Source organism: Pseudomonas sp. NFIX49, from assembly GCF_900115915.1.
GTDB lineage: Bacteria > Pseudomonadota > Gammaproteobacteria > Pseudomonadales > Pseudomonadaceae > Aquipseudomonas > Aquipseudomonas pharyngis.
The window spans coordinates 269,617-293,411 of the sequence record NZ_FOYE01000006.1 but is presented as its reverse complement, the minus strand read 5'-3'; the positions used below and the strand labels follow the sequence as shown (position 1 = coordinate 293,411).

At 58.2% G+C, this 23,795-nt stretch carries 17 protein-coding genes; 8 read left to right on the top strand and 9 right to left on the bottom strand.

Annotated features, from left to right (window positions below; genetic code table 11):
• Positions 1 to 194: 194 nt before the first annotated feature.
• On the top strand, positions 195 to 566 hold the full coding sequence (locus BMZ46_RS19060; RefSeq protein WP_039768710.1) for a DUF6124 family protein: 372 nt from the start codon (positions 195 to 197) through the stop codon (positions 564 to 566).
• A gap of 191 nt (positions 567 to 757) precedes the next feature.
• Here BMZ46_RS19060 and BMZ46_RS19055 read toward each other — a convergent pair whose 3' ends face one another.
• Positions 758 to 2,068, bottom strand: a complete 1,311-nt coding sequence (locus BMZ46_RS19055; protein ID WP_074690481.1) for an MFS transporter — start codon at positions 2,066 to 2,068, stop codon at positions 758 to 760.
• Between the two features lie 171 nt (positions 2,069 to 2,239).
• Here BMZ46_RS19055 and BMZ46_RS19050 point away from each other — a divergent pair, with 171 nt between their 5' ends.
• The 4 genes from BMZ46_RS19050 to BMZ46_RS19035 all read left to right on the top strand — a co-directional run bounded on the left by BMZ46_RS19050 (position 2,240) and on the right by BMZ46_RS19035 (position 7,671).
• Complete coding sequence (locus BMZ46_RS19050) at positions 2,240 to 3,364, top strand: sugar diacid recognition domain-containing protein (RefSeq protein WP_039768706.1); 1,125 nt, start codon at positions 2,240 to 2,242, stop codon at positions 3,362 to 3,364.
• A 90-nt stretch (positions 3,365 to 3,454) separates the two neighbouring features.
• Positions 3,455 to 4,594: a glycerate kinase gene (locus BMZ46_RS19045; RefSeq protein WP_074690482.1), complete on the top strand. Its 1,140-nt coding sequence runs from the start codon at positions 3,455 to 3,457 to the stop codon at positions 4,592 to 4,594.
• A 222-nt stretch (positions 4,595 to 4,816) separates the two neighbouring features.
• The gene (locus tag BMZ46_RS19040) at positions 4,817 to 6,442 is read left to right on the top strand and encodes a methyl-accepting chemotaxis protein (RefSeq protein WP_074690483.1); all 1,626 of its coding nucleotides are present in this window, start codon (positions 4,817 to 4,819) and stop codon (positions 6,440 to 6,442) included.
• Between the two features lie 41 nt (positions 6,443 to 6,483).
• The gene (locus tag BMZ46_RS19035; protein WP_074690484.1) at positions 6,484 to 7,671 is read left to right on the top strand and encodes a pyridoxal phosphate-dependent aminotransferase; all 1,188 of its coding nucleotides are present in this window, start codon (positions 6,484 to 6,486) and stop codon (positions 7,669 to 7,671) included.
• A 125-nt stretch (positions 7,672 to 7,796) separates the two neighbouring features.
• Here the strand turns inward: BMZ46_RS19035 and BMZ46_RS19030 are convergent, their stop codons facing one another.
• The 5 genes from BMZ46_RS19030 to BMZ46_RS19010 all read right to left on the bottom strand — a co-directional run bounded on the left by BMZ46_RS19030 (position 7,797) and on the right by BMZ46_RS19010 (position 13,039).
• Complete coding sequence (locus BMZ46_RS19030) at positions 7,797 to 8,765, bottom strand: 2-hydroxyacid dehydrogenase (RefSeq protein ID WP_074690681.1); 969 nt, start codon at positions 8,763 to 8,765, stop codon at positions 7,797 to 7,799.
• Positions 8,766 to 8,786: 21 nt separating this feature from the next.
• On the bottom strand, positions 8,787 to 10,085 hold the full coding sequence (locus BMZ46_RS19025; RefSeq protein ID WP_074690485.1) for an MFS transporter: 1,299 nt from the start codon (positions 10,083 to 10,085) through the stop codon (positions 8,787 to 8,789).
• 123 nt (positions 10,086 to 10,208) lie between these two features.
• Positions 10,209 to 11,174 (bottom strand): sugar kinase, encoded by a 966-nt coding sequence (locus BMZ46_RS19020; RefSeq protein WP_074690486.1) that lies wholly within the window; start codon positions 11,172 to 11,174, stop codon positions 10,209 to 10,211.
• Entirely contained in the window at positions 11,167 to 11,949 is a 783-nt protein-coding gene (locus BMZ46_RS19015; RefSeq protein ID WP_074690487.1) for a sugar phosphate isomerase/epimerase family protein, read from the bottom strand. The genes BMZ46_RS19020 and BMZ46_RS19015 overlap by 8 nt, the downstream gene beginning before the upstream one ends.
• Before the next feature lie 64 nt (positions 11,950 to 12,013).
• Positions 12,014 to 13,039 (bottom strand): LacI family DNA-binding transcriptional regulator, encoded by a 1,026-nt coding sequence (locus BMZ46_RS19010; protein WP_039768692.1) that lies wholly within the window; start codon positions 13,037 to 13,039, stop codon positions 12,014 to 12,016.
• A gap of 240 nt (positions 13,040 to 13,279) precedes the next feature.
• On the opposite strand from BMZ46_RS19010, the gene BMZ46_RS19005 reads away from it, so the two are divergent.
• The 3 genes from BMZ46_RS19005 to BMZ46_RS18995 all read left to right on the top strand — a co-directional run bounded on the left by BMZ46_RS19005 (position 13,280) and on the right by BMZ46_RS18995 (position 19,180).
• Positions 13,280 to 14,101 carry a hypothetical protein gene (locus BMZ46_RS19005; protein WP_074690488.1) on the top strand — a complete coding sequence of 274 codons (822 nt, stop codon included), beginning with the start codon at positions 13,280 to 13,282 and terminating at the stop codon, positions 14,099 to 14,101.
• Positions 14,102 to 14,321: 220 nt separating this feature from the next.
• Positions 14,322 to 16,379, top strand: coding sequence for a hypothetical protein (locus tag BMZ46_RS19000; RefSeq protein WP_074690489.1), 2,058 nt, complete (start codon positions 14,322 to 14,324; stop codon positions 16,377 to 16,379).
• A gap of 254 nt (positions 16,380 to 16,633) precedes the next feature.
• On the top strand, positions 16,634 to 19,180 hold the full coding sequence (locus BMZ46_RS18995) for an autotransporter outer membrane beta-barrel domain-containing protein (RefSeq protein WP_074690490.1): 2,547 nt from the start codon (positions 16,634 to 16,636) through the stop codon (positions 19,178 to 19,180).
• A gap of 66 nt (positions 19,181 to 19,246) precedes the next feature.
• Here BMZ46_RS18995 and BMZ46_RS18990 read toward each other — a convergent pair whose 3' ends face one another.
• The 3 genes from BMZ46_RS18990 to BMZ46_RS18980 all read right to left on the bottom strand — a co-directional run bounded on the left by BMZ46_RS18990 (position 19,247) and on the right by BMZ46_RS18980 (position 23,788).
• Positions 19,247 to 19,675 (bottom strand): hypothetical protein, encoded by a 429-nt coding sequence (locus BMZ46_RS18990; RefSeq protein ID WP_074690491.1) that lies wholly within the window; start codon positions 19,673 to 19,675, stop codon positions 19,247 to 19,249.
• 293 nt (positions 19,676 to 19,968) lie between these two features.
• Positions 19,969 to 20,610, bottom strand: coding sequence for a DUF1345 domain-containing protein (locus BMZ46_RS18985; RefSeq protein WP_039768687.1), 642 nt, complete (start codon positions 20,608 to 20,610; stop codon positions 19,969 to 19,971).
• A gap of 79 nt (positions 20,611 to 20,689) precedes the next feature.
• Positions 20,690 to 23,788, bottom strand: a complete 3,099-nt coding sequence (locus BMZ46_RS18980; RefSeq protein ID WP_074690492.1) for an efflux RND transporter permease subunit — start codon at positions 23,786 to 23,788, stop codon at positions 20,690 to 20,692.
• Between the last annotated feature and the right edge of the window lie 7 nt (positions 23,789 to 23,795).

Sequence of the window (23,795 nt, the reverse complement as noted above, 5' to 3'; positions counted from 1 at the left end):
CCGGATCTGACTTGTTGCGCAATTCACCGTATTCGGACGCTCATCCGTCCGTGCTTTTATGGTGGCCATGCGTGGGGCGTTTTCGAGCGCGCCGGTTCTCCAAGTCACCGGTCTACCAACCCGTGTATGGCCACCACCTCTTCGTTTGGTAGCGAAGTTTGATGGCTCCATTTTTCTGATTTGGAGATTCAAACGTGATCAAACCAACACCCAACCCACCCGAAACCGATACAACCTCACCCTACGAAACCCTCGACTCCAAGAAATTCCACGAAGCCGCCGAACGCGCCCTCGACCACTACCTCAATCCGCTGCTCCCCAGAAAACCGCTGCTCAAACCCAACACCCGCTACCTCATCGCCCCCGGCATCGACAGCGAAGAACTGCTGGCCGATGCCTCTGAAACCCTGACTTGCGCCAAAACCATGGCCACTGACTTCGCCGGGCTGGTGGACGGCTCGCAGCGGCATGTGCTGCTGGGCATCTCGCAACTGATCATGCTGAGTGAACTGGCGGTGAACCGGGCGCTGGATAATCTGGAGTTGAAGCCAGAAACACCGCTCTAGCCAGATCCTTAGCCTGATCGTTCCCACGTCGAGGCGTCGAACCGTCCGCGTGGGAATGCAGCCCGGGACGCTCCGCGTCCCTTCCAGAGCTGGAACGCGGAGCGTCCCTTGAGGCATTCCCACGCAGAGCGTGGAAACGATCTAAACGAGAAACGGCCCGAGATGGGCCGTTTTTGTGTGCCTGCCAATAATCAGGCCCGCAACGTTCGCGTCATCCGCAACGCCAGCAGACTCCCGCCAACAATCACACCCGCCAGCAGGTAAAGCGCCGCATCGGTCGACCCGGTGCTGTCCTTGACCCAACCCACAAGGTAAGGGCTCAGGAACCCGGCCATCTGCCCCATCGAGTTGATCAACGCCAGACCACCCGCCGCAGCACCCGCGCTCAACATGGCAGTCGGCACCGGCCAGAACATCGGCAGACCGGTCAGCGCGCCCATGGTCGCGATGGTCAGGCCGAGGATCGCAATCGCCGGATTCGCCGCGAAGTTCACCGCGATCAGCAGGCCGACAGCGCCCATCAACATCGGCACCACCAAATGCCAGCGACGTTCTTTACGCAAGTCCGCCGAACGACCCACTACCAGCATGAACACGGCGGCCAACAGATACGGAATCGCACTCAACCAGCCAATCACCAGGTTGTCGCTGAAGCCGAGGTTCTTGATGATCGACGGCAGCCAGAAGTTGATCGCGTACACGCCGCTCTGGATGCAGAAGTAGATCAAGCCAAACGCCCAGATGGCCGGATTCTTGAACACGGCGATCAGCGAATCGGAAGTGGTTTTCGGTTTGTTCGCCAGGTCTTCGGCCTGGTCCGCTTCCAGCACCGAACGCTCGTAAGGAGTCAGCCACTTGGCGTTGGCGAAGTTGTCGCTGAGCAGAAAGTAGGCGAGTGCGCCCAACACAACAGTCGGAATGCCTTGCAGCAGGAACATCCACTGCCAACCGGCCAAACCGCCCTGGCCGGCGGCGAAGTGATTGAGGATCCAGCCGGAAAACGGGCTGCCGAGCAGGCCGGACACCGGGATGGCCGACATGAACAGCGCCATGATCCGGCCACGGCGGAAGGTCGGGAACCACTGCGAGAGATACAGCACAACACCCGGGAAGAACCCGGCTTCGGCGGCGCCAGTGAACAGGCGCAGGGTGTAGAACTGGGTTGGCGTGGTGACAAACAGCAGGCAGGTCGACAGCGTGCCCCAGGTGATCATCATCAGCGCGATCCAGCGCCGTGGCCCGAATTTGGTCAGCGCCAGGTTGCTCGGCACGCCGCACAGCACGTATCCGATGAAGAAGATACCGGCACCGAGGCCGTACACGGTTTCGCTGAATTTCAGCGCGTCGAGCATCTGCAGTTTGGCAAATCCAACGTTGACCCGGTCGAGGTAGTTGAACAGGTAGCAGATGAAGATGAAGGGGATCAAACGCAGGGTGATGCGTTTGTAGACGGCATTTTTATCGTCAACGATGGTCTGGGCGGCAGCGGCGCTCTGCGACATGGCGGCTCTCTCTTTATTATGATTTTTTGCGATGCAAAGGGTAACGTTGATCGCCCTGAGAGTCTCGGCCACCTTTGGCCGGATTGTCTTTGTGCCTGAGCACAGGGTTTGCCGCCAGACCCTGTGCGGGTGAACAACCGTCCGCGCCTGTTTTCAAGGATTCCAGCCCCTATGTTCGAACTCGATCACGACCTCGCCCAGGACATCGTCGACCGGGCCATGGCCATTTTGCCGTACAACGTCAACGTCATGGACAGCCAGGGGCTGATCCTCGGCAGTGGCGAGCCGGAGCGCATCAACACCCGCCACGAGGGCGCGCAACTGGTGCTGGCCAACGGGCGGGTGGTGGAGATTGACGCGCAGACGGCGGTGCATCTCAAAGGCGTGCAGCCGGGGATCAATCTGCCGCTGCTGCTCGATCAGCGTTTGATCGGCGTACTCGGCATCACCGGCGAGCCGGAGCAACTGCGTACTTACGCCGAGCTGGTGCGCATGACCGCTGAAATGCTGGTGGGCCAGCGCAACCAGCAATCCGAACAGCAATGGCGGCGGCAACGTTGCGATGACTTGCTGGCGTTGCTGTTGAGTGAGGCGGGAGATTCGCCAAGGCTGGTCGACGAGGCCCAGCAACTCGGGCTCAAACCGCAACTGACGCGAGTGCCGTATCTGTTCGAGCTGGGTCTGGAACACGGGCCGGGGCAAACCGTCGAGGCGCTGAGTGCCTGGTTGATGTCGCGCTATCCGGACAGTTGGTGCGTGAGTTCGGCCAAGTCGTCGCTGCTCTGGTGCCGGCCGGCGAGTCAGAATGTCGAGCATGATCGCCTGCTGGAAAAACTCGATGGTCTGGGCTGGAACATTCTGCGTATCGCGGTTGGCGGGCAGGCCGATGGGCTGGCAGGGTTGCGCCGTTGCTATCGGCGGGTCGGCGATCTGCTCGCTTATGGTCGCGAAGTGCTACCGCGTTCACGGCTGCTGACGCTCAATCGCTATCGCTTGCCGGTGATGCTCTGGCGCCATCGCAACGATGATGCGCTGGATGAACTGCTCAAACCGTTGCGCAAGGTGATCGCCAAGGACAGCAACGGCCAGTTGCTCGCGACCCTGCGCAGCTGGTGCGATCACGACGGGCAGAGCCAGGCTTGCGCGGATGCCTTGGGCATTCACCGCAACAGCCTGCGTTACCGGATGGAGCGGATTGCCGAGTTGAGCGGGGTCGATCCGTTGAAGCTCGACGGGATGCTGGCGCTGTATCTGGGTGTGCAATTGCTGCCGCAGACCGACGATTTGTCGAAATGAACAATAAACGCCTGCACGACTTGTGCAGCGGACAGGCGTCAACGGGCAAAGCGACTGGCAGCATGAGGGCATTGGAACTGGAGAATTCGCATGAAAATCGTCATCGCCCCCGATTCGTTCAAGGACAGCCTGAGTGCCCAAGGCGTTGCAGAAGCCATTGCGTTGGGCCTGGCGCAGGTCTGGCCGCAGGCGACGCTGGTCAAGTGCCCGATGGCCGACGGTGGCGAAGGCACGGTGGAATCGATTCTCGCCGCGTGCGAAGGCGAATTGCGCCGCACTCGCGTGCGTGGCCCGTTGGGTTCGGCAGTTGAAGCTGCGTGGGGCTGGTTGCCGCATAACCACACCGCAATCATCGAAATGGCCGAGGCCAGCGGCTTGCAACTGGTGCCGCCGGGGCAGCGTGATGCCTGCATCAGCAGCACCTTCGGCACGGGTGAGCTGATCCGCGCCGCGCTGGATGCCGGCGCGCAGCGAGTCATTCTGGCCATCGGCGGCAGTGCCACCAACGACGGTGGCGCCGGCGCCATGCAAGCGTTGGGCGTGAAACTGCTGGATGCTCAAGGGCAATCGCTGGTGCCGGGAGGTCTGGCGTTGGCGCAACTCGCACGTCTGGACCTGAGCGAACTTGACCCACGTCTGGCTCACGTCCGTTTCGACATCGCCGCTGACGTCAACAATCCACTGTGCGGCCCCCACGGCGCTTCGGCGATTTTTGGCCCACAAAAGGGCGCATCACCGGCGCAAGTTCAACAACTGGATCAGGCCCTCGGCCACTTCGCCGGACTCTGCGCGCAGGCGTTGGGCAAGGACGTACGCGATGAACCGGGCAGTGGTGCCGCAGGTGGATTGGGCTTTGCCGCCAAGGCGTTTCTCGGTGCGCGATTCCAGGCCGGTGTCGAAGTGGTCGCCGAGCTGGTCGGACTGGCCGACGCAGTAAAGGACGCAGATCTGGTGATTACTGGAGAAGGGCGCTTCGATGCCCAGACCCTGCGCGGCAAAACCCCGTTTGGCGTGGCGCGGATCGCCAAGCAACACGGCGTCCCCGTGATCGTCATCGCCGGCACCCTCGGTGAGGGCTATCAAGCGCTCTACCATCACGGCATTGACGCTGCATTCGCGGTCACCAGCGGCCCGATGCCCCTGGAACAGGCCTGCGCCGAAGCCCCGCGCCTGTTGCGTGAACGTGCAACAGATATTGCTCGCGTATGGCGTATTGCAACTCCGGCCTGACCTGTCAGTCATCATTTGAAACAACGGGTGTTTCAGCGCTGAAACACCCGCAGCGCCGTGAAAAATATTTCATCTTTCCCCGCAAACTTCCTCAAGCCTGGCCGATACAGAAATCAGGCGCACACAAGATTTTCCAGAACAGTGACGCCGGAACGAAGCCCGCCCACGGGCCCGTGATAACGGCATGGACGCTCGTAGTTTCAACTATCCGAGAGTCCTCCTATGTCCCTGCGTAATCTGAATATCGCGCCCCGTGCCTTCCTCGGTTTTGCTTTTATTGCCTTGCTGGTGATCGTGCTTGGCGTGTTCGCCGTCAACCGCATGTCGATCATCCGTCAGGCTTCCCTGGAGATGGACTCGACGCAGTTGCCAAGCGTCACCCAACTCGCGGTGGTGACGGAGAACGTGCTGCGCCTGCGGATTCTCTCGTTCCGCATTCTGGTCAACCGCGAACCGGCCGGTTTGCAGGAAGCCCAGACCCGCATCGGTGTGCTGGTGGACAAGGTGCGCGCTGCCCAGGCCAGTTACGCAGTACTGCCGGCCGGCCCGGAGGAACGCGCGTTATATCAGGAGTTTTCGACGACTCTCGACAACTATGTGCAAGCGCAGAACCAGATGATGGAGCTGTCGCGCCAGGACAAGCTCGACGAGATGCGCGCCCTGATCAACACGAAGATCAAGGACGGCACCGACAAGATGGGCGAACAACTCAACAAGCTGATCGCGATCAACGCCGCCGACGCGAAGACCGCTTCCACTCAGGCGGGTGAGTATTACAACAGTGCCATTACCGGCATCATCGCCGTGTCTGTGATTGCCGCGTTGTTGACCGTATTGCTGGCCTGGCTGCTGACCCGCAGCATCGTCACCCCGCTGAACCGCGCCGTCGCTGCCGCGCAAACTATCGCTGGCGGCAACCTGACCAAAGCCATCGAAATCGACGGCAAGGACGAGCCGGCGCGCCTGCTTGAAGCCCTGTCTGCCATGCAGGCCAACCTGCGCAAGACCATCGAGCAGATCGCCGGCTCCGCCACGCAACTGGGCGCTGCTGCCGAAGAACTCAGCGCCGTGACCGAAGAAGCGTCCCGTGGCTTGCAACAGCAGAACGACGAAATCGAACAGGCCGCCACTGCGGTCAACGAAATGACCGCCGCAGTGGAAGAAGTTGCGCGCAACGCAGTGTCGACCTCCGAAGCCTCGAACCAGTCGACCCACGCCGCCCGTGAAGGTCGCGATCAGGTGGTGAAAACCGTCGACGCGATCCAGACCATGACCCACGACGTGCAGAACACCGCACAGATGATCGAAGGCCTGGCCGAACAGGGCCGCGACATCGGCAAGGTGCTGGACGTGATCCGCGCCATCGCCGAACAGACCAACCTGCTGGCGCTCAACGCCGCCATCGAAGCAGCCCGTGCCGGTGAAGCCGGGCGTGGCTTCGCGGTGGTAGCGGATGAGGTTCGCGCACTGGCCCATCGCACTGCGCAATCGACCCAGGAAATCGAAAAAATGGTCGCCGGCATCCAGAACGGCACCGGCGAAGCGGTTTCGTCGATGCAGCAAAGCAATCAGCGCACCCAGACCACCCTTGAAATGGCCCGCGCCGCCGGCGTTGCCCTGGAGCAGATCACCCAATCGATTCACCAGATCAACGAGCGCAACCTGGTGATCGCCAGCGCCTCGGAAGAGCAGGCGCAGGTGTCCCGCGAGGTCGACCGCAACCTGGTCAACATTCGTGACCTGGCCACCCAATCGGCCGCCGGCGCGAATCAAACCAGCGCCGCGACCCACGAACTGTCGCGCCTGGCGGTGGATTTGAATGCGATGGTGGCGCGCTTTGTGATTTGACCTAGGGTGAAGGCTGGAGACCGCGCAATCAGGAGACGTACATGCGCTATTCAGCCTTGACCCAACGAATCGCCGGGGAGGGAGCAGCGGCCTGGCGGATTCACGACCGAGCGCTGGAGCTGCGCGCCGAGGGCATTGATGTCTTGCTGCTGTCCGTGGGTGATCCGGATTTCGATACGCCGCTGCCGATCATCCACGGCGCCATCGACAGCCTGCTGGCGGGTGATACCCATTATTCCGACGTGCGCGGCCGGCTGGAGCTGCGCAAGCAGATCGCCGAGCGCCATCGACGCAACAGCGGCCAGGATGTGGATGCCGAACATGTGATCGTGCTGCCCGGCGCGCAATGCGCGGTGTATTCGGTGGCGCAATGTCTGCTGGATCCGGGCGATGAAGTGATCGTCGCCGAACCGATGTACGTGACCTACGAAGGCGTGTTCGGTGCCTGCGGCGCAACCGTGGTGCCGGTGCCGGTTCGTCCGGAGAATGGTTTTCGCGTCGACCCGGCGGATGTCGCGGCGCGGATCACTCCCAGGACACGAGCCATTTTGCTCAACAGTCCCAACAATCCTTCCGGTGCGAGCCTCTCGCTGCTGATCTGGCAAGAGCTGGCAGCGCTGTGCATCCGCCATGACTTGTGGTTGATCAGCGACGAGGTCTACAGCGAATTGTTATACGAAGGCGAGCACATCAGCCCGGCGAGCCTGCCGGGCATGGCCGAGCGCACCGCGACCATCAACAGTTTGTCCAAATCCCATGCGATGACCGGGTGGCGGATCGGCTGGATGATCGGGCCCAAACCGTTGGCCGAGCATCTGGTGAATCTGTCGCTGAGCATGTTGTTCGGGTTGCCGGATTTTGTGCAGAAAGCGGCGCAGATAGCGCTGGAGAAAGATCTGCCGGAAGTGACGCAGATGCGCGAGGAATACCGCTTGCGTCGGGATCTGGTGTGCGAGCGCTTGCGCGGCTGTCCGGGGTTGTACCCGATCAAGCCGGATGGCGGGATGTTCGTGATGGTCGACGTGCGCCAGACCGGGCTCGGCGCGCAGGACTTTGCCGAGCGGCTGCTGGAGGGGTATGGGGTTTCGGTGCTGGCAGGGGAAGCGTTCGGGCCCAGTGCGGCGGGGCATATTCGCATCGGGCTGGTGGTGGATAGAGTAAAACTGGCGGATGCGTGTTCGCGGATTGCCCTTTGTGCTGCGCAGCTTCTGCAAGTGCGCAGTGCCTGAGGGTTTCCTCCTGATCGTTCCCACGCTCCGCGTGGGAATGCAGCCCGGGACGCTCCGCGTCCCTTCCAGAGCTGGAACGCGGAGCGTCCCTTGAGGCATTCCCACGCAGAGCGTGGGAACGATCATCAGTGGAGAGGATTCACCAGGTTGGCGGGTTTTTCCCCAGCCAACGCCGCCAACAGATTCTCCACTGCACACCGCGCCATCGCCTCGCGCGTTTCGTGGGTTGCCGAGCCCATGTGCGGTGTCGCCACCAAATTGTTCAGCTGCAACAACGGCGAGTCATGATTCAGCGGCTCACGCTCGAACACATCCAGCCCCGCCGCGCGAATCCGGTTATGGCGCAAGGTGTCGATCATCGCGGCTTCGTCTACGACCTTGCCTCGGGAAATGTTGATGAAAATGCTCTCCGGCCGCATCAACGCAAACTGTTCAACGCCAATCAAACCTTCAGTCTGCGCCGTCAGCGGCAACGTCAGACAGATGAAATCCGCCTGCTGCAACAAATCCTCAAGGCTGCGGTACTGCGCATCGAAACGCGCCTCGACCGCCGGTTTGCGCGACTGGCTGTGATAGATCACCGGCATCCCGAACCCGAAATGCCCACGCTGCGCCAACGCCTCGCCGATCCGCCCCATGCCGATAATGCCCAACGTCTTGCCGTGCACATCAGTACCGAAATGCGCCGGGCCAATGCTGCGATGCCAGTGACCGCCGCGCACCAGGTTCGCCAGTTCCACCACGCGCCGGGCGGTGGCCAGGATCAGGGCGAAACCGGTGTCGGCGGTGGTTTCGGTGAGCACGTCCGGGGTGTTGGTCAGCAGGATTTTGCGCCGGGTCAGGTAGTCGATGTCGTAGTTGTCGACGCCCACCGAGACGCTAGAAATCGCTTCCAGCTGCGGTGCCAGATCGAGCAGGGCCGCGTCCAGCTTCAGGCTCGCGCCGAGCAAGCCGTGGGCACCGGGCAGGGCGTCGCGCAGTTTCATCAGGCCATCGGCGTCGAGGCTGTCGATCAGCGTCACATCGACCTGTTCCTCGAGGCGTGCCATCAGCGCCGGCGACAGTTTCTTGTACAACACAACCTGCTTTTTCATCGCAGTCATCTCTCTTTCAATTCAGGAATGGGTCGGCAGCGGACGCGGTGCGACACGCTTGGCCGTCACCCGGTCGCTCGCGCCGGGCTTGAGAAAAATGGTCAGCACCACCGAGAGCATCAGTGCGCCGCTCATCAACAGGTACGAAGCACCGGGCGAGCCGGTGGAACTGTTCAGGTAACCGACCAGATACGATCCGCCGAACGAACCGAGGGCGCCCATGCTGTTGATCAGCGCCATGGCGCCGCCGGCGACGTTGGCCGGCAGAATCTCGGGGACGATGGCGAAGAACGGCCCGTAAGGCGCGTACATGCAGGCGCCGGCGATCACCAGCAACGTGTACGACCACCAGAAATGCTCAGCGCCCAAGGCGTAGGAGCCGTAGAACGCCACCGAAGCAATCAGCAGCGGCGGCCAGACGAAGCGTTTGCGCTTTTGCAGTTTGTCCGAGCCCCACGACACCAGCAGCATGCCGATTACCGCCGCCAGATACGGCAACGCCGACAGCCAGCCGGCCTCGATCATGTCCATCTGCGCGCCGGCCTTGAGGATCGACGGCAGCCACAGCACGAAGCCGTAGACGCCGATGCTCCAGCAGAAAAACTGCAGCGCCAGAATGATCACCTTCGGCGAACGGAAGGCTTCGGCGTAGTTCTTCACCGCTTTGATCCCTACCTGTTCGGCCGCCAGCGCGCTTTCCAGATCGTGCTTTTCCTGGTCGTTGAGCCACTTGGCCTGGGCCGGACGATCATCGGCCAGCTTCCACCAGATAAAGGCCCAAAGGACTGCCGGCAGACCTTCGATGATGAACATCCAGCGCCAGCTGAAATGCTGCACCAGATAGCCCGACACCACCGACATCCACAGCATCGTCACCGGGTTGCCGAGGATCAGGAAGGTGTTGGCCCGCGAGCGTTCGGCGCGGGTGAACCAGTGGCAGAGATAGACCAGCATCGCCGGCATCACCGCCGCTTCGACCACGCCAAGCATGAAACGAATGACGATCAGCCAATAGGCGTTGGAGACCACGCCGGTCAGCGTGGCGAGCCCGCCCCAGAGGATCAGGCTGACGAAGATCAGCTTCTTCACGCTGTGCTTTTGCGCGTAGATCGCGCCGGGCACCTGGAAGAAAAAGTACCCGAGGAAGAACAGCGCGCCGAGCAGCGAGGACAGGCCCGGGGTGATCATCAGGTCGGCGGCCATCCCGGAGGCGGCGGCGAACCCGTAGTTGGCCCGGTCCAGGTACGCCAGGCTGTAGGTGATGAACACGATCGGCATGATGTACCACCAGCGGCGGGTGGCGAGGGTTGCGGTTTTCATGGTCTTGCTCCTGAGCTTGTTGTTTTTGTCGCAGCAGGTTCAATTGATTGGTTGTTGCTCGTTCCCACGCTCCTGCGTGGGAACGCCTCCGGGGACGCTCCGCGTCCCATGTGACGCAGAGCGTCACGGGCTGCATTCCCACGCAGGAGCGTGGGAACGATGAGCTAGAAGTTCGGATCGGGTCGGCAAACCCTCCATATCGCCACGGCTCTGCACCGCGCGACTGCCAATCCAGTTGGCGCGTCTGACGGCCTCGGGAAAACTCTGGTGCTCCAGCAGGGCACTGATCATCCCGACCGCAAAACCATCCCCGGCGCCGACCGTATCGACCACGGTTTCGACCGGCACCCCGGCGACAAATCCCTGATCCAGATGCGTGCGGTAATACGCACCCTGCGGCCCGAGCTTGATCGCCACGGCTTCGGCACCCTGATCGAGATAAAACGCCGCGATATCCGCCGGATCTTCAAAACCGGTCAGCAAGCGACCTTCACTCAACCCCGGCAACACCCAGTGGGCGAGGGCAGCGAGGCGGTTGATCTCGGTGATCATCTCCCGTTCGCTGGCCCACAGGCTCGGGCGCAGGTTCGGGTCGAACGACACGCTGCGCCCGGCGTTGCGCATGCGGGTCATCAGTTCACGGGACATTTCCCGGGCCGATGCGGACAGCGCCGGCGGAATGCCAGTGGCGTGCAGGTGTCGGGCGCTTAATAACGTCGGGTTGATCGACTGCGATGACAGATGACTGGCCGCTGAGCCACGACGGAAATACTCGACCGTCGGATCGCTGCCGTCATCGTTGCGTGACTTGAGCTGGAAACCGGTCGGGTGCGCGTTGTCCACTTCGACATGGCTGCAATCCAGCCCTTCGCGAGCCAGGGTTTCGACGACAAATCGTCCCAGCGAATCGGCACCGACCCGGCTCAGCCAAGCCACATTGAAACCCAGCCGTGACAAACCGATGGCGACATTGCTGTCGGCCCCGGCAATCCGTTTGTGAAACTGCTCGACCGAGGCCAGATCGCCGCTCTGTTCGGCGACAAACATCGCCATGGTTTCGCCGAACGACAGAATATCGATCTCAGACATGAGCAGGCTCCAGACGGGATTGGCCGAGGTGGGCGAGGGCGGCGACGTGTTCGGTGGTGAGTTGCACCAGGTCATCGCCCTGCAACGGGTATTCGGCGGCGCGCATAACGCCTTGGGCCATGTGCCGCAGCAGTTGTTCCCACAGATGCAGGTCGCTGGCGGCAGGTGGAACCGCTACCAGTTTGCCGTCGGCGCGGCGGGCCACGGCTTTGCAATGCACGTAACCGACGTGGCGGCCCAGCAGTCGAGCGGCACTGGTGGCGGACTGGTCCTGCCACTGCCAGTTGCCGATGTCGAAGGTCATCTTGATTGGCAAGTTGTGTTGCTCGACGGCGGCGAAGAAGCGCTGGAACGGTTCGATGCGGCCACCGTGCAGGGTCTGGTCATTCTCTACCAGCAGTTGAACAGGGCTTTGCGCAAGGATTTGCGCGAGCGTCTGCAAATCGTTGTTGTCGGTGAAAAAACCCAGCGACACCTTCAGCCACTTCGAGCCAAACGCTTCGGCGTTCTGCAGCGCGGTGATGAGTTCGGGATTAGGCCGCGACTGACCGGCCAGCCACAGTTCGGTCGGCGAGGAATAGATGCTTTGCAGGCCTTGAGCTTGCGTGGCGGTGGAGAGTTGTTCCGGGACTTCGTTGGTCAGCAGCTCTTCACGCCATTCGATGCGATTGGCGCCGGCAGCGGCCAGCACTTCGAGGAACGAAGCCTGGCCACGACGGCGAACGAGGTCGGCGCCGTAGCTGGACAGGCTGATGGAAACGGCAGGTTTATTCATTGTTATCTACCTCTGAAACCGGTTTCATTTTTGTTCAAAAATTTTTTGGTGGCCCCACAGGGCCTTATTCCGCCTTGCTGAGCGTTGAGCCGCGCTCGATCAGCATCGGTGCAAAATCCAGCGTACGCGCCGCTTCATCATCCCCACGCAAACGCTTGAGCAAACACTCAAACGCCCGCGCACCAATCTCCTCCGTCGGTTGAGCAAGAGCAGTAATCCCACTGCCCACCAACGGATACCAGTCCAGATCATCCAGGGCGATCAGCCCGACATCCTCGAACAACCGGCAGCCAATCTCGCGCAGCGCCAGGGTGCAAGCCAGCGCCGCCACGCCATTGGCGCAGAACAGGGCTTTCGGGCCGTTATCAGGTGTGTTCAAAAAGGTTTGAAGATCGTTCACAAGGCTCGAATCAGTTTCCAGTACCGCGCCTCGCATGTCTTTGCGCTGGCCAATCTGCTGCTGAAAACTGCTGACCCGCTCGATCCGCGAACTGGTACCGTCATAGGCTTCGGTCACCAGCAGCACATCGCGATAGCCGCGCTGCTGCAGATGTTCGAGCGCCATTTCGACGGCTTGCGGGTTGTTCAACCCAACCATGTCGCTGTCGAGCCCGTCGACCTTGCGATCCACCAGCACCAGCGGCATTTCCCGCTTCAACTCATCCAGCTCATCCCGATGATGGCCCAGGGTGTTCACGATCAGCCCTTCGATGTTGTAGGAGCGCAGTAGCGCCAGGTGCTGACGTTCCTGCTCGTCATCGCGGTCGGTGTTGCACACCACCAGGCTGTAACCGTGCCGGCGGCACGCGGTTTCCACGCCGTGCATCACGGCAATCGAATAGGGGTTGCGGATATCGGCCACCAGCATGCCGATCAGGCGCGTGCGGCCGCGTTTCAGGCCGCGGGCCATTTGATTGGGGCGATAGCCGAGTTCGGCAATTGCCTGCTCGATGCGCTGGGCGATGGCATCCGAGAGCAGGGCGCGGTCGTCACCAATGAAGCGCGAGACGCTGGCCTTGGACACGCCTGCGTATTCGGCGACATCGAGCATGGTGACGCGGCTGCGCTGGGCGGCGGAGAAATCGTTCACGTCATGGCGACCTTGTTATTGGAATTAAAGCGTTAGCAATGTAGTGCTGAAACCGGTTTCATGAAGCTTCAAATGTAAGCGCTACGTCAAGTCGGCGGAAACCGATAATTGCCTGAACAGCCACCATAATCCGACGAACGGTATCTAAACCTGTTAGATCTGACAGTAGCCAATGAGAGACCGCCGTTGCCTAATCGTTAACGAGGGACGAAGAACTTCAAACGTGTGGAGGAATTCCAGATGTCTTTGAGTACTCAATCGAGTGAAGAAAAACTTGCGTCCCAAACGGAAGCACCATTGGCGGCTGAGATCACCGTGGATGGTGTTACAGAACCTGATGGATTTATTCCCTTGCCGCTTCTGATTAGCGGCACCACAGCCCGAATTCAACGCTGGGAAGAAACGTCATTTGATGATCATCTTGAAGTGTTTTGGCTTCAGGACGGAAATGAGGAACTCCTGTTTGAGCGGCGATTCCCGACGGGGATCGTTCCGCCGGAGATCGAAGTAACAATCCCTCCATCACGGATGGCAGTTAACGGTACTGCACTGCTTTATTACATCATAACTGCCTTCGGTATGCCGGATCCATCACCCCGCAAACCACTGATCATCGATCATACTCAAGAGCCTGAAAAGATACTTGCGGAAGCCATTTTTACCAATCTGACGAAGTACGGGTACTACAATTGTGAAACCGATCCTGCATTGACATCAGGCATCGTTATAGATATTCCGAAGCAGCCATGGGCTCGTCCCGGTGATCAATTTTCCCTCAAATTACAGGGTTATCGAACACTTAACGGATCCCCCGGGGAAAATGGAGAACACATCGTTCCGGAGTCGGCAGAAACGCTGACTAGGTTTTTGAATGATCAAGAGATTGAAAACGGATTTTCTCAATCTGTTTCTTTTGCTCCCTGCATAAAGCCATTAATTGATGAAGACTCGCTTGTTGCGATCTATACCATTACCAGGGCCGGCAGGGTGATTGGAAAATCTCGTCTTGCCGTGGCAAAGATAGATAGAATTCTTTCTGGTAGTACGTACTGTTATTCATGACGGCTCTCGCCAAGTGATTCTCAGGGTGGCCGCGCAGGCGCAAGGTTTTGGCGCAGGTGTGTGTTTCGAATAACAAAGGGTAATAACTTAAGGGGCGAGTTTATGATTGTTGATTCAATCTGCTTTTAACGTTGCTTTTCATCAGGAAGTTGTTGTGTAGCTGTCAGACTGATGGAGCAGATCAGGCCATTTGGCTTAATGCACAGAGGAGAATATTAAAATGACTGCTAAAGAAAATGCGGAGAATGGCGGGCCTCGTAAATCAACGCGAACTGGGCCATTTGCTGACCCGCCGACAATCGTCGGTCAGATTGAAGGCGATGGCAGAATCCTGTTGGAAGAGTTGAATAAACCCGCTATCCGAATGAGGTTAATGGAACTCAAAGATGGACTGTTTGGTGGCGGTATAGCAATGGTAAAAGGGAATAGGGTTGGGCAACCTGAAAAAGAACTTGGAAAGATAGATATACCAGAGGACTTTGCAGGCTTCTTTCCGGTGGATATCCCGGTACCCAATAGCCTGATTCCGGATGACCCGGACATTCCTGGGCCAACGGAGTATTACGCCCGCTTCCATATCATCGATGGGCTTGACATTGAAGATAGCTCGACCCCGGTTGCGTTCTTTGTCGACAAGAATGCTCCCTATTATGTAAAAAAACCCTTCAGCAGAAGCGCACCGCCTTTCGCGACATTTGCCAATCTGGATGTGGCTGGAGGGGAGAGGATTGACGAAGAGTGGGCCGACAAAAATCCTAGGGGACTGGTGGTTAACGTTGCAATAGACTACGCCAACCGTGTGGACAATGACGAAGTTACCTTTTGTGTCGATAACAGATCGGGCACGACCACAACCATGCCCGCCATTTACCGAGGTGTGGTCAAACCCTCGTCGGATCCTCTGCTGGGAGAGTTCACGATCAGTCTCGATGAGCTGAGGAAACTTCCAAACGGAAGCTTATTCCATCGCTATATGTGGCATGACGCACCGAGGAACAAATCGCAGGACTCTGTTATCTCAGGCATCCCCTTGCTGCCGATCGCATTTTTGCCGCCCCCACTGCTCAAGCAACTCAGGGTACCAGCGGCGGGCCCTAGCCATACGGAAGCGATCAGTCTCGGTACTTTTTTGCCTGTCGGCACAAAAATCTTTGCCGAGATCGATTATCCGGAAAACGGCGATCCGAAAGACCTTATCACCGTAAAAGTCAAGGGCGACAAAGAGGTAGTGCTGGGGAGCGAAGAGTTAGGCGCGAGCCCCGGTCCGTTCAAAATGGAACTTACCTACGATATTCTGGACGAAGTGACGAAAGGCGCTACAGATGAGAAGACTGTAGAAATTTCTTACTCGTTGAAACGTGGAGCGAACACTCCAATAGATGAGCCGCCAACGTCGATATTCGTCTACTTTGTGTTCCCGGGAATACCTCCTGATACGTTACCCGAACTGGACAACGATAATCTGCTTCCGGTCGTAGTTAATGGGCGCGAGGGTGCTGGCAACAAGAACCATCTGACCACGGAGGATATTAATCATCCTGTACGCTTCACCGCTACCAGGTGGACAGGTCTGCCGGATCTACTGAGGGATGCGTTAATCGCGTTCTACTGGGACGACAAGCCAGTAGGATCGATACTAATGAAAAATACTGATGCCGCTGTCTTTATAGATGTTGATTACTCGGAGATTTCACCTGTCGAGCCAGGAAACATCAAGGCTCACTACACCATTGAATACCCTGGCAATCCCAATATTATGCGGCAGTTGCCCAGAACTGACGTGCTGGTCGAAACATTTGAAATCGACTTGGATCCGCATAAAGGTCCATTCATTGAGCTGGGTGGTGAGCGGTATATTACCTGCAAAACGATGGTGCCTCGAACTGTAGACGAAGGAAATACTATCGTACCTCCACTTAAAGTGTCGGCGCCGGGCGGTCATCGCGATCTACCACCAAACAGGCCTGTCACTATGAGGATGGAGGGTTGGAAAGAGAAAGTTCCGGTAACGCCGATCACCGGCGCAACGTTCAAGGAAACAAAAAATATGCCGGCAGGAGGGGGCGATCTCGTCTTCGATATGGACTACGAGCTGTTCAAGACGATTCAACTGGAGACGCCAGCAACGAATCCGGTCACCTTTTATTACGCGCAAATTTGGTACGAGATAAAACTGGGTGAAACAACGTTTGAGTCACCCAAGGAAATGCATCCGGTCAGAGTACGTAATAGTAGTCTCGAATACTGTGAAGACTTGGGGGCGGGCAGTGACGGTTAATTAGTGGCTGGACACCCAATCAACATGGCGAACGAGGTTCATGTTGATTGGGTGTGATTTTACATACGAGCTCTTGCGACGAAAACCACCAGAGATGAGTGTTCTGAAGACTTATCTGTCGACACTTTAGGATTAGTCCTACAGAGACGTAGCGGTTACATCTGTAGTCTTCGGCGCGCTTTCCATATTTGTTATCCGGCGCCGGATTCGAACTACTTCTGCTTTGGCACAGGATATTACTAAGGGCTACTCGCATGCGTACCACGCCACCTTTCAAATTCGATATTTTTGGCAATAGCCGGGCAATTCCTTCCTTTGCGCTGCTGATGCTATCTGTCTCGGTTTCTCACGCCGGTGTATTAAATCCTGGACAAAGTGAGACGATTGATAGCACCGACCCGATTGAATCCTGGACACTGAACCCAGGCTCCGAGCTGATTTCCAACGGTGCGGATACAGATAATATTGGGGCGGTTGGAGCGAAGCTGGAAGTCAATGGGGGAAGTAACAAACAGATTGCTCTTGAGCGATTGTCGGTCATGAACATGATTGGGGGGACGGTTGCAAACACATCGGGTACTGGCGCAGCGATCAACCTTGCCAGCAGCAGCGCGGAGATCACGAACAGCACTATAACGAGTAACGCTGTGGGGTTGATGTTGACACGCAATATTCAGGATCAATCCGGCTCCAGCGTAAAGTTGGTTGACAGCACCGTGACGGCTTCGAGTGTGGGGGCGCAGGTCAACGGTCTTGGCGTACTCGAGTTGATTGAAAGCACCATCAGCGCAACTGGCACGACGTCGGACGGGGTCAGACTCCTGAATGGCTCACTCTCGGCGAAAAATAGCTTCATCAGCGGTGGCGACGTCGGTCTGCACATTGGGAGCGAACCCAGTCGCGGGGAAACGTCAACGGTAGTGCTTGATGATTCGCGGATTGAAGGTCGAACGGGCCCCGCGATCTCTACCGACTTGTTGAATTTGCAAGGTGCAAAGGCCGATATTCATGTGCTCAATGATTCCACATTGGTGGCGGGCAACGGCAATGTGCTTGAAGTAAAAAACGGGGCAACCGTCGGGCTCACCGTTGATAACAGTGCGCTCGTGGGGGATGTAGTGGTCGACTCCGGCAGCGCCGCTCGGACCCGTTTTCAAAATGGCGCATCACTGGCCGGTAATCTGCAAAATGTCGCTCAGGTCACGCTCGATACTCGAAGCACCATGACCGGAGATGTACTTGCCCAAGCCGGTAGTGGCGCTGCGGTCACGATCGATAATGGTGCTGCACTCAATGGGAACGTGAACAACGTCATCAGTCTGTCACTGAATCATGGTGGCAGCATGACAGGCGATGTTGTCACCGATACCGCTGGCACGGTCGCGCTGGATAATGGCGCAACGCTGACTGGCCAAATTGAAAATTCAGCGAATATCCAAATCAGAAATGCCGGCCAATGGGTTACCACGGGCAACAGCTCGGTGCAAAGTCTGGAGCTGGAAGACGGTATTGTTCGCCTGGGGGATACAGGCTCTTTCCACCAACTGGATGTGGAGAATGTGTCGGGCAAGGGCACCTTCGTCATGCACGCCGACCTGAATACCGAGCGTACCGATTTCCTGAATGTTACAAAAGGTGCCAGCGGTGAGCATAAACTTCAGGTGACAGCGAGTGGCACCAATCCGACGACTCCCGATTTGGTGAAAATCGGCAACGTTGCAGGTGGCGATGCGAGCTTCGCGTTGAATGGTAATGGGCTGGTCGATGCAGGCTCACGCACTTATGGATTGTTGAGGGAGGGTGAAGGGCTGTTCCTTAAACCCAATCAGACTGTCAGTACCTCGACGAATACGGTATTGGCGATTGCCGGCAGTACACGAAGCATCCTGTATGGAGAGATGACCTCGCTCAATAGCCGTCTGGGCGATCGTCGTCTGAGCAGTAGTAGTGGAGATACATCGCCTTTGGCAAGAAGCGATACCTCGATGAAAAAGTTGAGCAATAGTGTGTGGATGCGCACTTATGGCAGCCAGTACAACGTTTCCAACGCTTATGGTGGAGGTTTCACCCAGAACCAGCGTGGCTTCTCGCTGGGTGCCGATACTCAAGCGCAACTGGGCGGTCAGCAATGGCTTGTCGGGGCGTTTGTAGGGTCGGGGCGCACTGATATAGACCTCAAAAATGGTTCCACGGCGACAGTCGACAGCCTCAATGCGGGTGTCTATGGCACGTTGCTTGATGTAGCGAGCGGCATGTATGTGGACGTGGTGGGCAAGGTCAACCAGTTTGATAACCAGGCCAACGTCACAATGAGTGACGGCACTCGCAGCAAAGGCAACTATAAAAATCTGGGTTTAAGTGCAACAGTGGAAGTGGGCAAGCTCATTCGGTTTGATAACGGTGACTTTATTGAACCCTTTGCTCAGGTAGGCCTTGGCGCGGTCCAGGCAAAGCAATACCGGTTGGACAATGGTCTGGAAGTTGATGCCGGTGCGGCGCACTCGCTGTTGGGTAAAGTGGGGATGACCATCGGCCGTGAGATCACTCTGGACAACGCCAGCAAGCTGCAACCAAGGGTACGCTTGGCGATGGGGCACGAATTTGTAAAAAGTAACGATGTAAAGGTCAATAATGATGACTTTAACAGTGACCCTTCCAGTACCAGCCTTGAATATACAGTGGGGGTGAACTGGGTGCCCGCCCAGAAAAACTGGCAGGTCTATGGCGAGGCGGGAGGAAGTAAAGGTAATACCATTGAACAGAACTGGAACTACAGTGTAGGCGTAAGCTACAACTTTTAATCACCGCTTTTGGTTGACGAAAAAAATCCCGACTAATGTCGGGATGTTTTTTTGTCATGTAAAAAGTCATGGAAGCAACATGTCAAATTCACCATCAGTCTCTAATTGTGTATCGTGGTTGTCATCCTCGACTTTGACCTCGAATTGAGCAGCCACGGCATTGGTCTCACTGGATTCGAAAAGCGTGATAGTGCCTTCAATCCCTATGTAAACATTGATGTCGGCGTTAGTATCATTGATATATTCAAAGCGAATCGGGGTTTCAGAGTCAGTCAACGAATAAGTCTTGTATTCAAGCGTTTTCGGTAAAATTATCCGGATTTCTCTATAGCTTAAATCGGCTTCGCGCTGAGTGGCCGAAAAAATAAGGTGATTATCAAATGGAGGTGGAAGGTTAGCGTCCTTTACCTCCCTTTGGTTTGCTTCAAAGGGTGTCTTGTCAATGTTGCCGATAAAATACGGTGCGACGGGTTTTAGTTGAGTACTTGTTCTCATAATAAAATCCTCTATGCCTGGGTGAGGTATCCAAAGACCTGATCGGGGTCCTGTTTATGGATAAGTTATCAGAACTCATTATATCGCCGCTGTAAACTGTCATAGTTGACAGTTTACAGATAAGTTAAAGTGTGCTTGTTTTCCGTTCTTTGAATGGTTTAGAGAAAAGGTAAGTGCCCCGATTTTATACAAGAGCGTTCGCTGGTCAGTGCCCCGGCCCATGTCGAGTCCGCCTTGCCGTGGCCAGGCGCAGTTGCACCAGATACACATGTGGATTGAGCGTGGAAAATTTGTCAACCAAACAACCCCGCCGCAATATTGATCGAAAACCCCAGAATCGCCGTATTGAATACAAACCCGATCAACGACTGCGCCAACACGATCTTGCGTATCTCTCGCGTGGCCACGCCAACATCCGCCGTCTGCACGGCAACGCTGATGGTGAACGAGAAGTACAGAAAGTCCCAATAGTTGGGCGTGGTCAGGCCTTCGGCAAAGCGCAGCGCCGGCTCCTTGCCGTCCCAGGTGTAAAACAGCCGGGCGTAGTGGACGCTGAAGATAACCCCGATCAGCAACCATGAACCGATCACCGTCAGCGCGGTGAATCCGTAGTGCAGGAGTTTGCGAGTGGTTTCCAGGTCCTTGCTGCCGGCCAGTTCGAAGGTGATGGTGGCGAGGCTGGCCAGAGCCGCGATGCACACAACGAACAACACCAGCCCGGCATTTTCATCCTCGACTTCGGCGATGCGTCTGACGTCCGGTGCTTTCGCGCGAGCTGTCAGCCAGAACATCAGGAGCAGATAGGTCCAGACGCCGGCGTTCCAGCCGATAAGGATTTTGCTGATGACCGAGTCGGCAGGGATCAGCAGGCCGACGGCAAGACCGAATAGCGCAGCGGCGGAAAGGCGAGGGTGGGTGCGGGCGAGGAAGCGCATGGGGACTCGATGGGCCAGGGCGGTTCAGACACCTTAGCCCAGCGCGGCGACCTCTGGCCACCGCGCCGGGAGCGCTCTATCAATCAGGCTTGGTGAACCGGCGCACAAGCTTGATCACGACCACGAAAAACACCGGCACGAAAATCACCGCCAATGTTGCGGTAATCATCCCGCCAATCACCCCGGTGCCAATCGCCTGCTGACTTGCCGAACTTGCGCCCGTGGCAATCGCCAGCGGTACCACGCCCAGAATGAACGCCAGCGAGGTCATGACAATCGGCCGCAAGCGCAGACGCGCGGCTTGCAGCGTGGCGTCAATCAGGTCATGACCTTCGTCATACAGGCTCTTGGCAAACTCGATGATCAGGATCGCGTTCTTCGCCGACAGGCCGATGATGGTGATCAGGCCGACCTTGAAGAAGACGTCGTTGGGCATTCCGCGCAAGGTCACCGCCAGGACCGCGCCGAGAACACCGAGCGGTACGACGAGTAGCACGGAAGTCGGAATCGACCAGCTCTCGTACAACGCCGCCAGACACAGGAACACGATCAGCAGCGACAGCCCGAGCAGAATCGGTGCCTGACTGCCGGACAAACGCTCCTGCAACGACAGACCAGTCCATTCCTGACCCAGACCTTTCGGCCCCAGGGCCACCAGACGTTCGATTTCCGCCATGGCTTCGCCGGTGCTGTGACCAGGTTTCGGCTCACCGGAAATCGAGATTGCCGGGTAGCCGTTGTAGCGGGTCAGTTGTGCCGGGCCCTGGGTCCATGTGGCTCGGACGAACGCCGACAGCGGCACCATTTTCCCGGCGTCGTTGCGCACGTGCATCTTCAGCAGGTCATCGACCTGACTACGGCGATCGCCTTCAGCCTGCACGACAACCCGTTGCATCCGCCCCTGATTGGGGAAGTCATTGACGTACGAGGAGCCGATGGCGGTGGACAGCACGTTGCCGACATCGGCGAAGGAAATGCCCAGCGCGTTGGCCTGTTTACGGTCCACTTCCAGTTGCACTTGTGGCGCTTCGGCCAGTGCGCTTTCACGCACGTTCATCAGGATCGGGCTTTTCTCGGCGGCTTCCAGCAACTGGGTGCGCGCCTCCATCAAAGTCGCATAACCCAGGCCGCCGCGATCCTGCAGGCGGAACTCGAAACCGCTGGAAGTGCCGAGACCATCCACCGGCGGCGGCAGCACGGCGAAGGCCACGGCGTCCTTGATCTGGCTGAGGGCGATGTTGGCACGGTCGGCAATCGAACTGGCCGAGTCGTCGCTGCCGCGTTGCGACCAGTCCTTGAGCGTGGTGAACGCCAGCGCGGCGTTCTGCCCGCTGCCGGAGAAGCTGAAACCGAGAATCACAGTGCTGTCGCCCACGCCCGGTTCGCCGGCGTTGTGCGCTTCGATCTGCTCAACCACCTGCACCGTGCGGTTCTTGCTCGCACCGGGTGGCAGTTGAATGTCGGTGATGGTGTAACCCTGATCCTCGACCGGCAGGAACGAGGAGGGCAGGCGCGCGAAGCACAGGCCCAGACCCACCAGCAGCACACCATAGATCAGCAGATAACGACCGGTGCGTTTCAGCGCATAGCCAACCCAGGCCTGATAGCGATCGGTCAGTTGCTCGAAATGGCGGTTGAACCAGCCGAAGAACCCGGTTTTTTCGTGGTGTTCGCCCTTGGCAATCGGTTTGAGCAAGGTGGCGCACAGTGCCGGGGTCAAGGTCAGGGCGAGGAATGCCGAGAACAGGATCGAGGTGGCCATCGACAACGAGAACTGGCGATAGATGACGCCCACCGAACCTTGCATGAACGCCATCGGAATGAACACCGCCACCAGCACCAGCGTGATGCCGATGATCGCGCCGGTGATCTGGCTCATCGCCTTGCGCGTTGCTTCTTTCGGCGACAGGCCTTCGGTGGCCATGATCCGTTCGACGTTCTCCACCACCACGATGGCGTCGTCCACCAGAATACCGATGGCCAGCACCATGCCGAACATGGTCAGCACGTTGATCGAGAAACCCAGCGCAAGCATGGTCGCGAAGGTGCCCATCAGTGCCACGGGCACCACCAGCGTCGGGATCAGGGTGTAGCGGATGTTCTGCAGGAACAGGAACATCACCGCAAATACCAGCAGCATGGCCTCGCCGAGGGTGTAGACCACTTTGGTGATCGAGACCTTCACGAATGGCGACGTGTCGTAAGGAATCTTGTATTCCACGCCCGCCGGGAAGTAGCGCGACAGTTCATCCATCTTCGCCCGGATCAAGGTCGCGGTGCTGAGGGCGTTGGCGCCCGGCGACAGTTGCACGCCGACGGCGGTGGACGGCTTGCCGTTCAGACGCGTGCCGAACTGGTATTCCTGGCTGCCGATCTCGACCCGCGCCACATCCTTGATGCGTACCGTGGAGCCGTCCGGATTGGCCTTGAGCACGATGTCGGCAAACTCTTCCGGCGTCGACAGTTGACCCTTGACCAGAATCGTTGCGGTGATTTCCTGAGTGCTCGGGTTTGGCAGATCGCCGATGCTGCCGGCCGAAACCTGAGCGTTCTGCGCGACGATGGCGGCGTTGACGTCAGCGGGTGTCAGGTTGAAACCGATCAGCTTCTGCGGATCGACCCAGATCCGCATCGCCCGCTCGGCGCCGTACAACTGGGCCTTGCCGACACCGTCGATGCGCTTGATCTCGTTCATCACGTTGCGCGCCAGGTAATCGCTGAGCGCCACGTCGTCGAGCTTGCCGTCGCTGGAGGTCAAAGTGATCAGCAACAGGAAGCCGGCGGAGACTTTCTCCACCTGCAAACCTTGCTGATTGACCGCTTGCGGCAGGCGTGACTCGACTACCTTCAGGCGATTCTGCACATCAACCTGCGCCAGCTCCGGGTTGGTGCCCGGCTGGAACGTGGCCTTGATCGTGGCGCTGCCCAGGCTGCTTTGCGATTCGAAATACAGCAGGTGATCGGCGCCGTTGAGCTCTTCCTCGATCAGGCTGACCACGCTTTCGTCGACGGTCTGCGCCGAGGCGCCCGGGTACACGGCGTAGATTTCGATCTGCGGCGGCGCGACGTCGGGGTATTGCGCCACCGGCAATTGCGGGATGGCCAGCGCACCGGCCAACAGGATGAACAACGCGACGACCCAGGCGAACACCGGGCGGTCGATAAAGAACTGCGGCATAGAAGAG

What these genes read in the sequence shown, in the direction of transcription:
- BMZ46_RS18995 (WP_074690490.1), top strand. Translation starts at nt 16,634, where the DNA reads ATGCGTACCACGCCACCTTTCAAATTCGATATTTTTGGCAATAGCCGG.
- BMZ46_RS19015 (WP_074690487.1), bottom strand. Translation starts at nt 11,949, where the DNA reads ATGAATAAACCTGCCGTTTCCATCAGCCTGTCCAGCTACGGCGCCGAC.
- BMZ46_RS19050 (WP_039768706.1), top strand. Translation starts at nt 2,240, where the DNA reads ATGTTCGAACTCGATCACGACCTCGCCCAGGACATCGTCGACCGGGCC.
- BMZ46_RS19045 (WP_074690482.1), top strand. Translation starts at nt 3,455, where the DNA reads ATGAAAATCGTCATCGCCCCCGATTCGTTCAAGGACAGCCTGAGTGCC.
- BMZ46_RS19020 (WP_074690486.1), bottom strand. Translation starts at nt 11,174, where the DNA reads ATGTCTGAGATCGATATTCTGTCGTTCGGCGAAACCATGGCGATGTTT.
- BMZ46_RS18985 (WP_039768687.1), bottom strand. Translation starts at nt 20,610, where the DNA reads ATGCGCTTCCTCGCCCGCACCCACCCTCGCCTTTCCGCCGCTGCGCTA.
- BMZ46_RS18980 (WP_074690492.1), bottom strand. Translation starts at nt 23,788, where the DNA reads ATGCCGCAGTTCTTTATCGACCGCCCGGTGTTCGCCTGGGTCGTCGCG.
- BMZ46_RS19035 (WP_074690484.1), top strand. Translation starts at nt 6,484, where the DNA reads ATGCGCTATTCAGCCTTGACCCAACGAATCGCCGGGGAGGGAGCAGCG.
- BMZ46_RS19040 (WP_074690483.1), top strand. Translation starts at nt 4,817, where the DNA reads ATGTCCCTGCGTAATCTGAATATCGCGCCCCGTGCCTTCCTCGGTTTT.
- BMZ46_RS19000 (WP_074690489.1), top strand. Translation starts at nt 14,322, where the DNA reads ATGACTGCTAAAGAAAATGCGGAGAATGGCGGGCCTCGTAAATCAACG.
- BMZ46_RS18990 (WP_074690491.1), bottom strand. Translation starts at nt 19,675, where the DNA reads ATGAGAACAAGTACTCAACTAAAACCCGTCGCACCGTATTTTATCGGC.
- BMZ46_RS19055 (WP_074690481.1), bottom strand. Translation starts at nt 2,068, where the DNA reads ATGTCGCAGAGCGCCGCTGCCGCCCAGACCATCGTTGACGATAAAAAT.
- BMZ46_RS19005 (WP_074690488.1), top strand. Translation starts at nt 13,280, where the DNA reads ATGTCTTTGAGTACTCAATCGAGTGAAGAAAAACTTGCGTCCCAAACG.
- BMZ46_RS19030 (WP_074690681.1), bottom strand. Translation starts at nt 8,765, where the DNA reads ATGAAAAAGCAGGTTGTGTTGTACAAGAAACTGTCGCCGGCGCTGATG.
- BMZ46_RS19025 (WP_074690485.1), bottom strand. Translation starts at nt 10,085, where the DNA reads ATGAAAACCGCAACCCTCGCCACCCGCCGCTGGTGGTACATCATGCCG.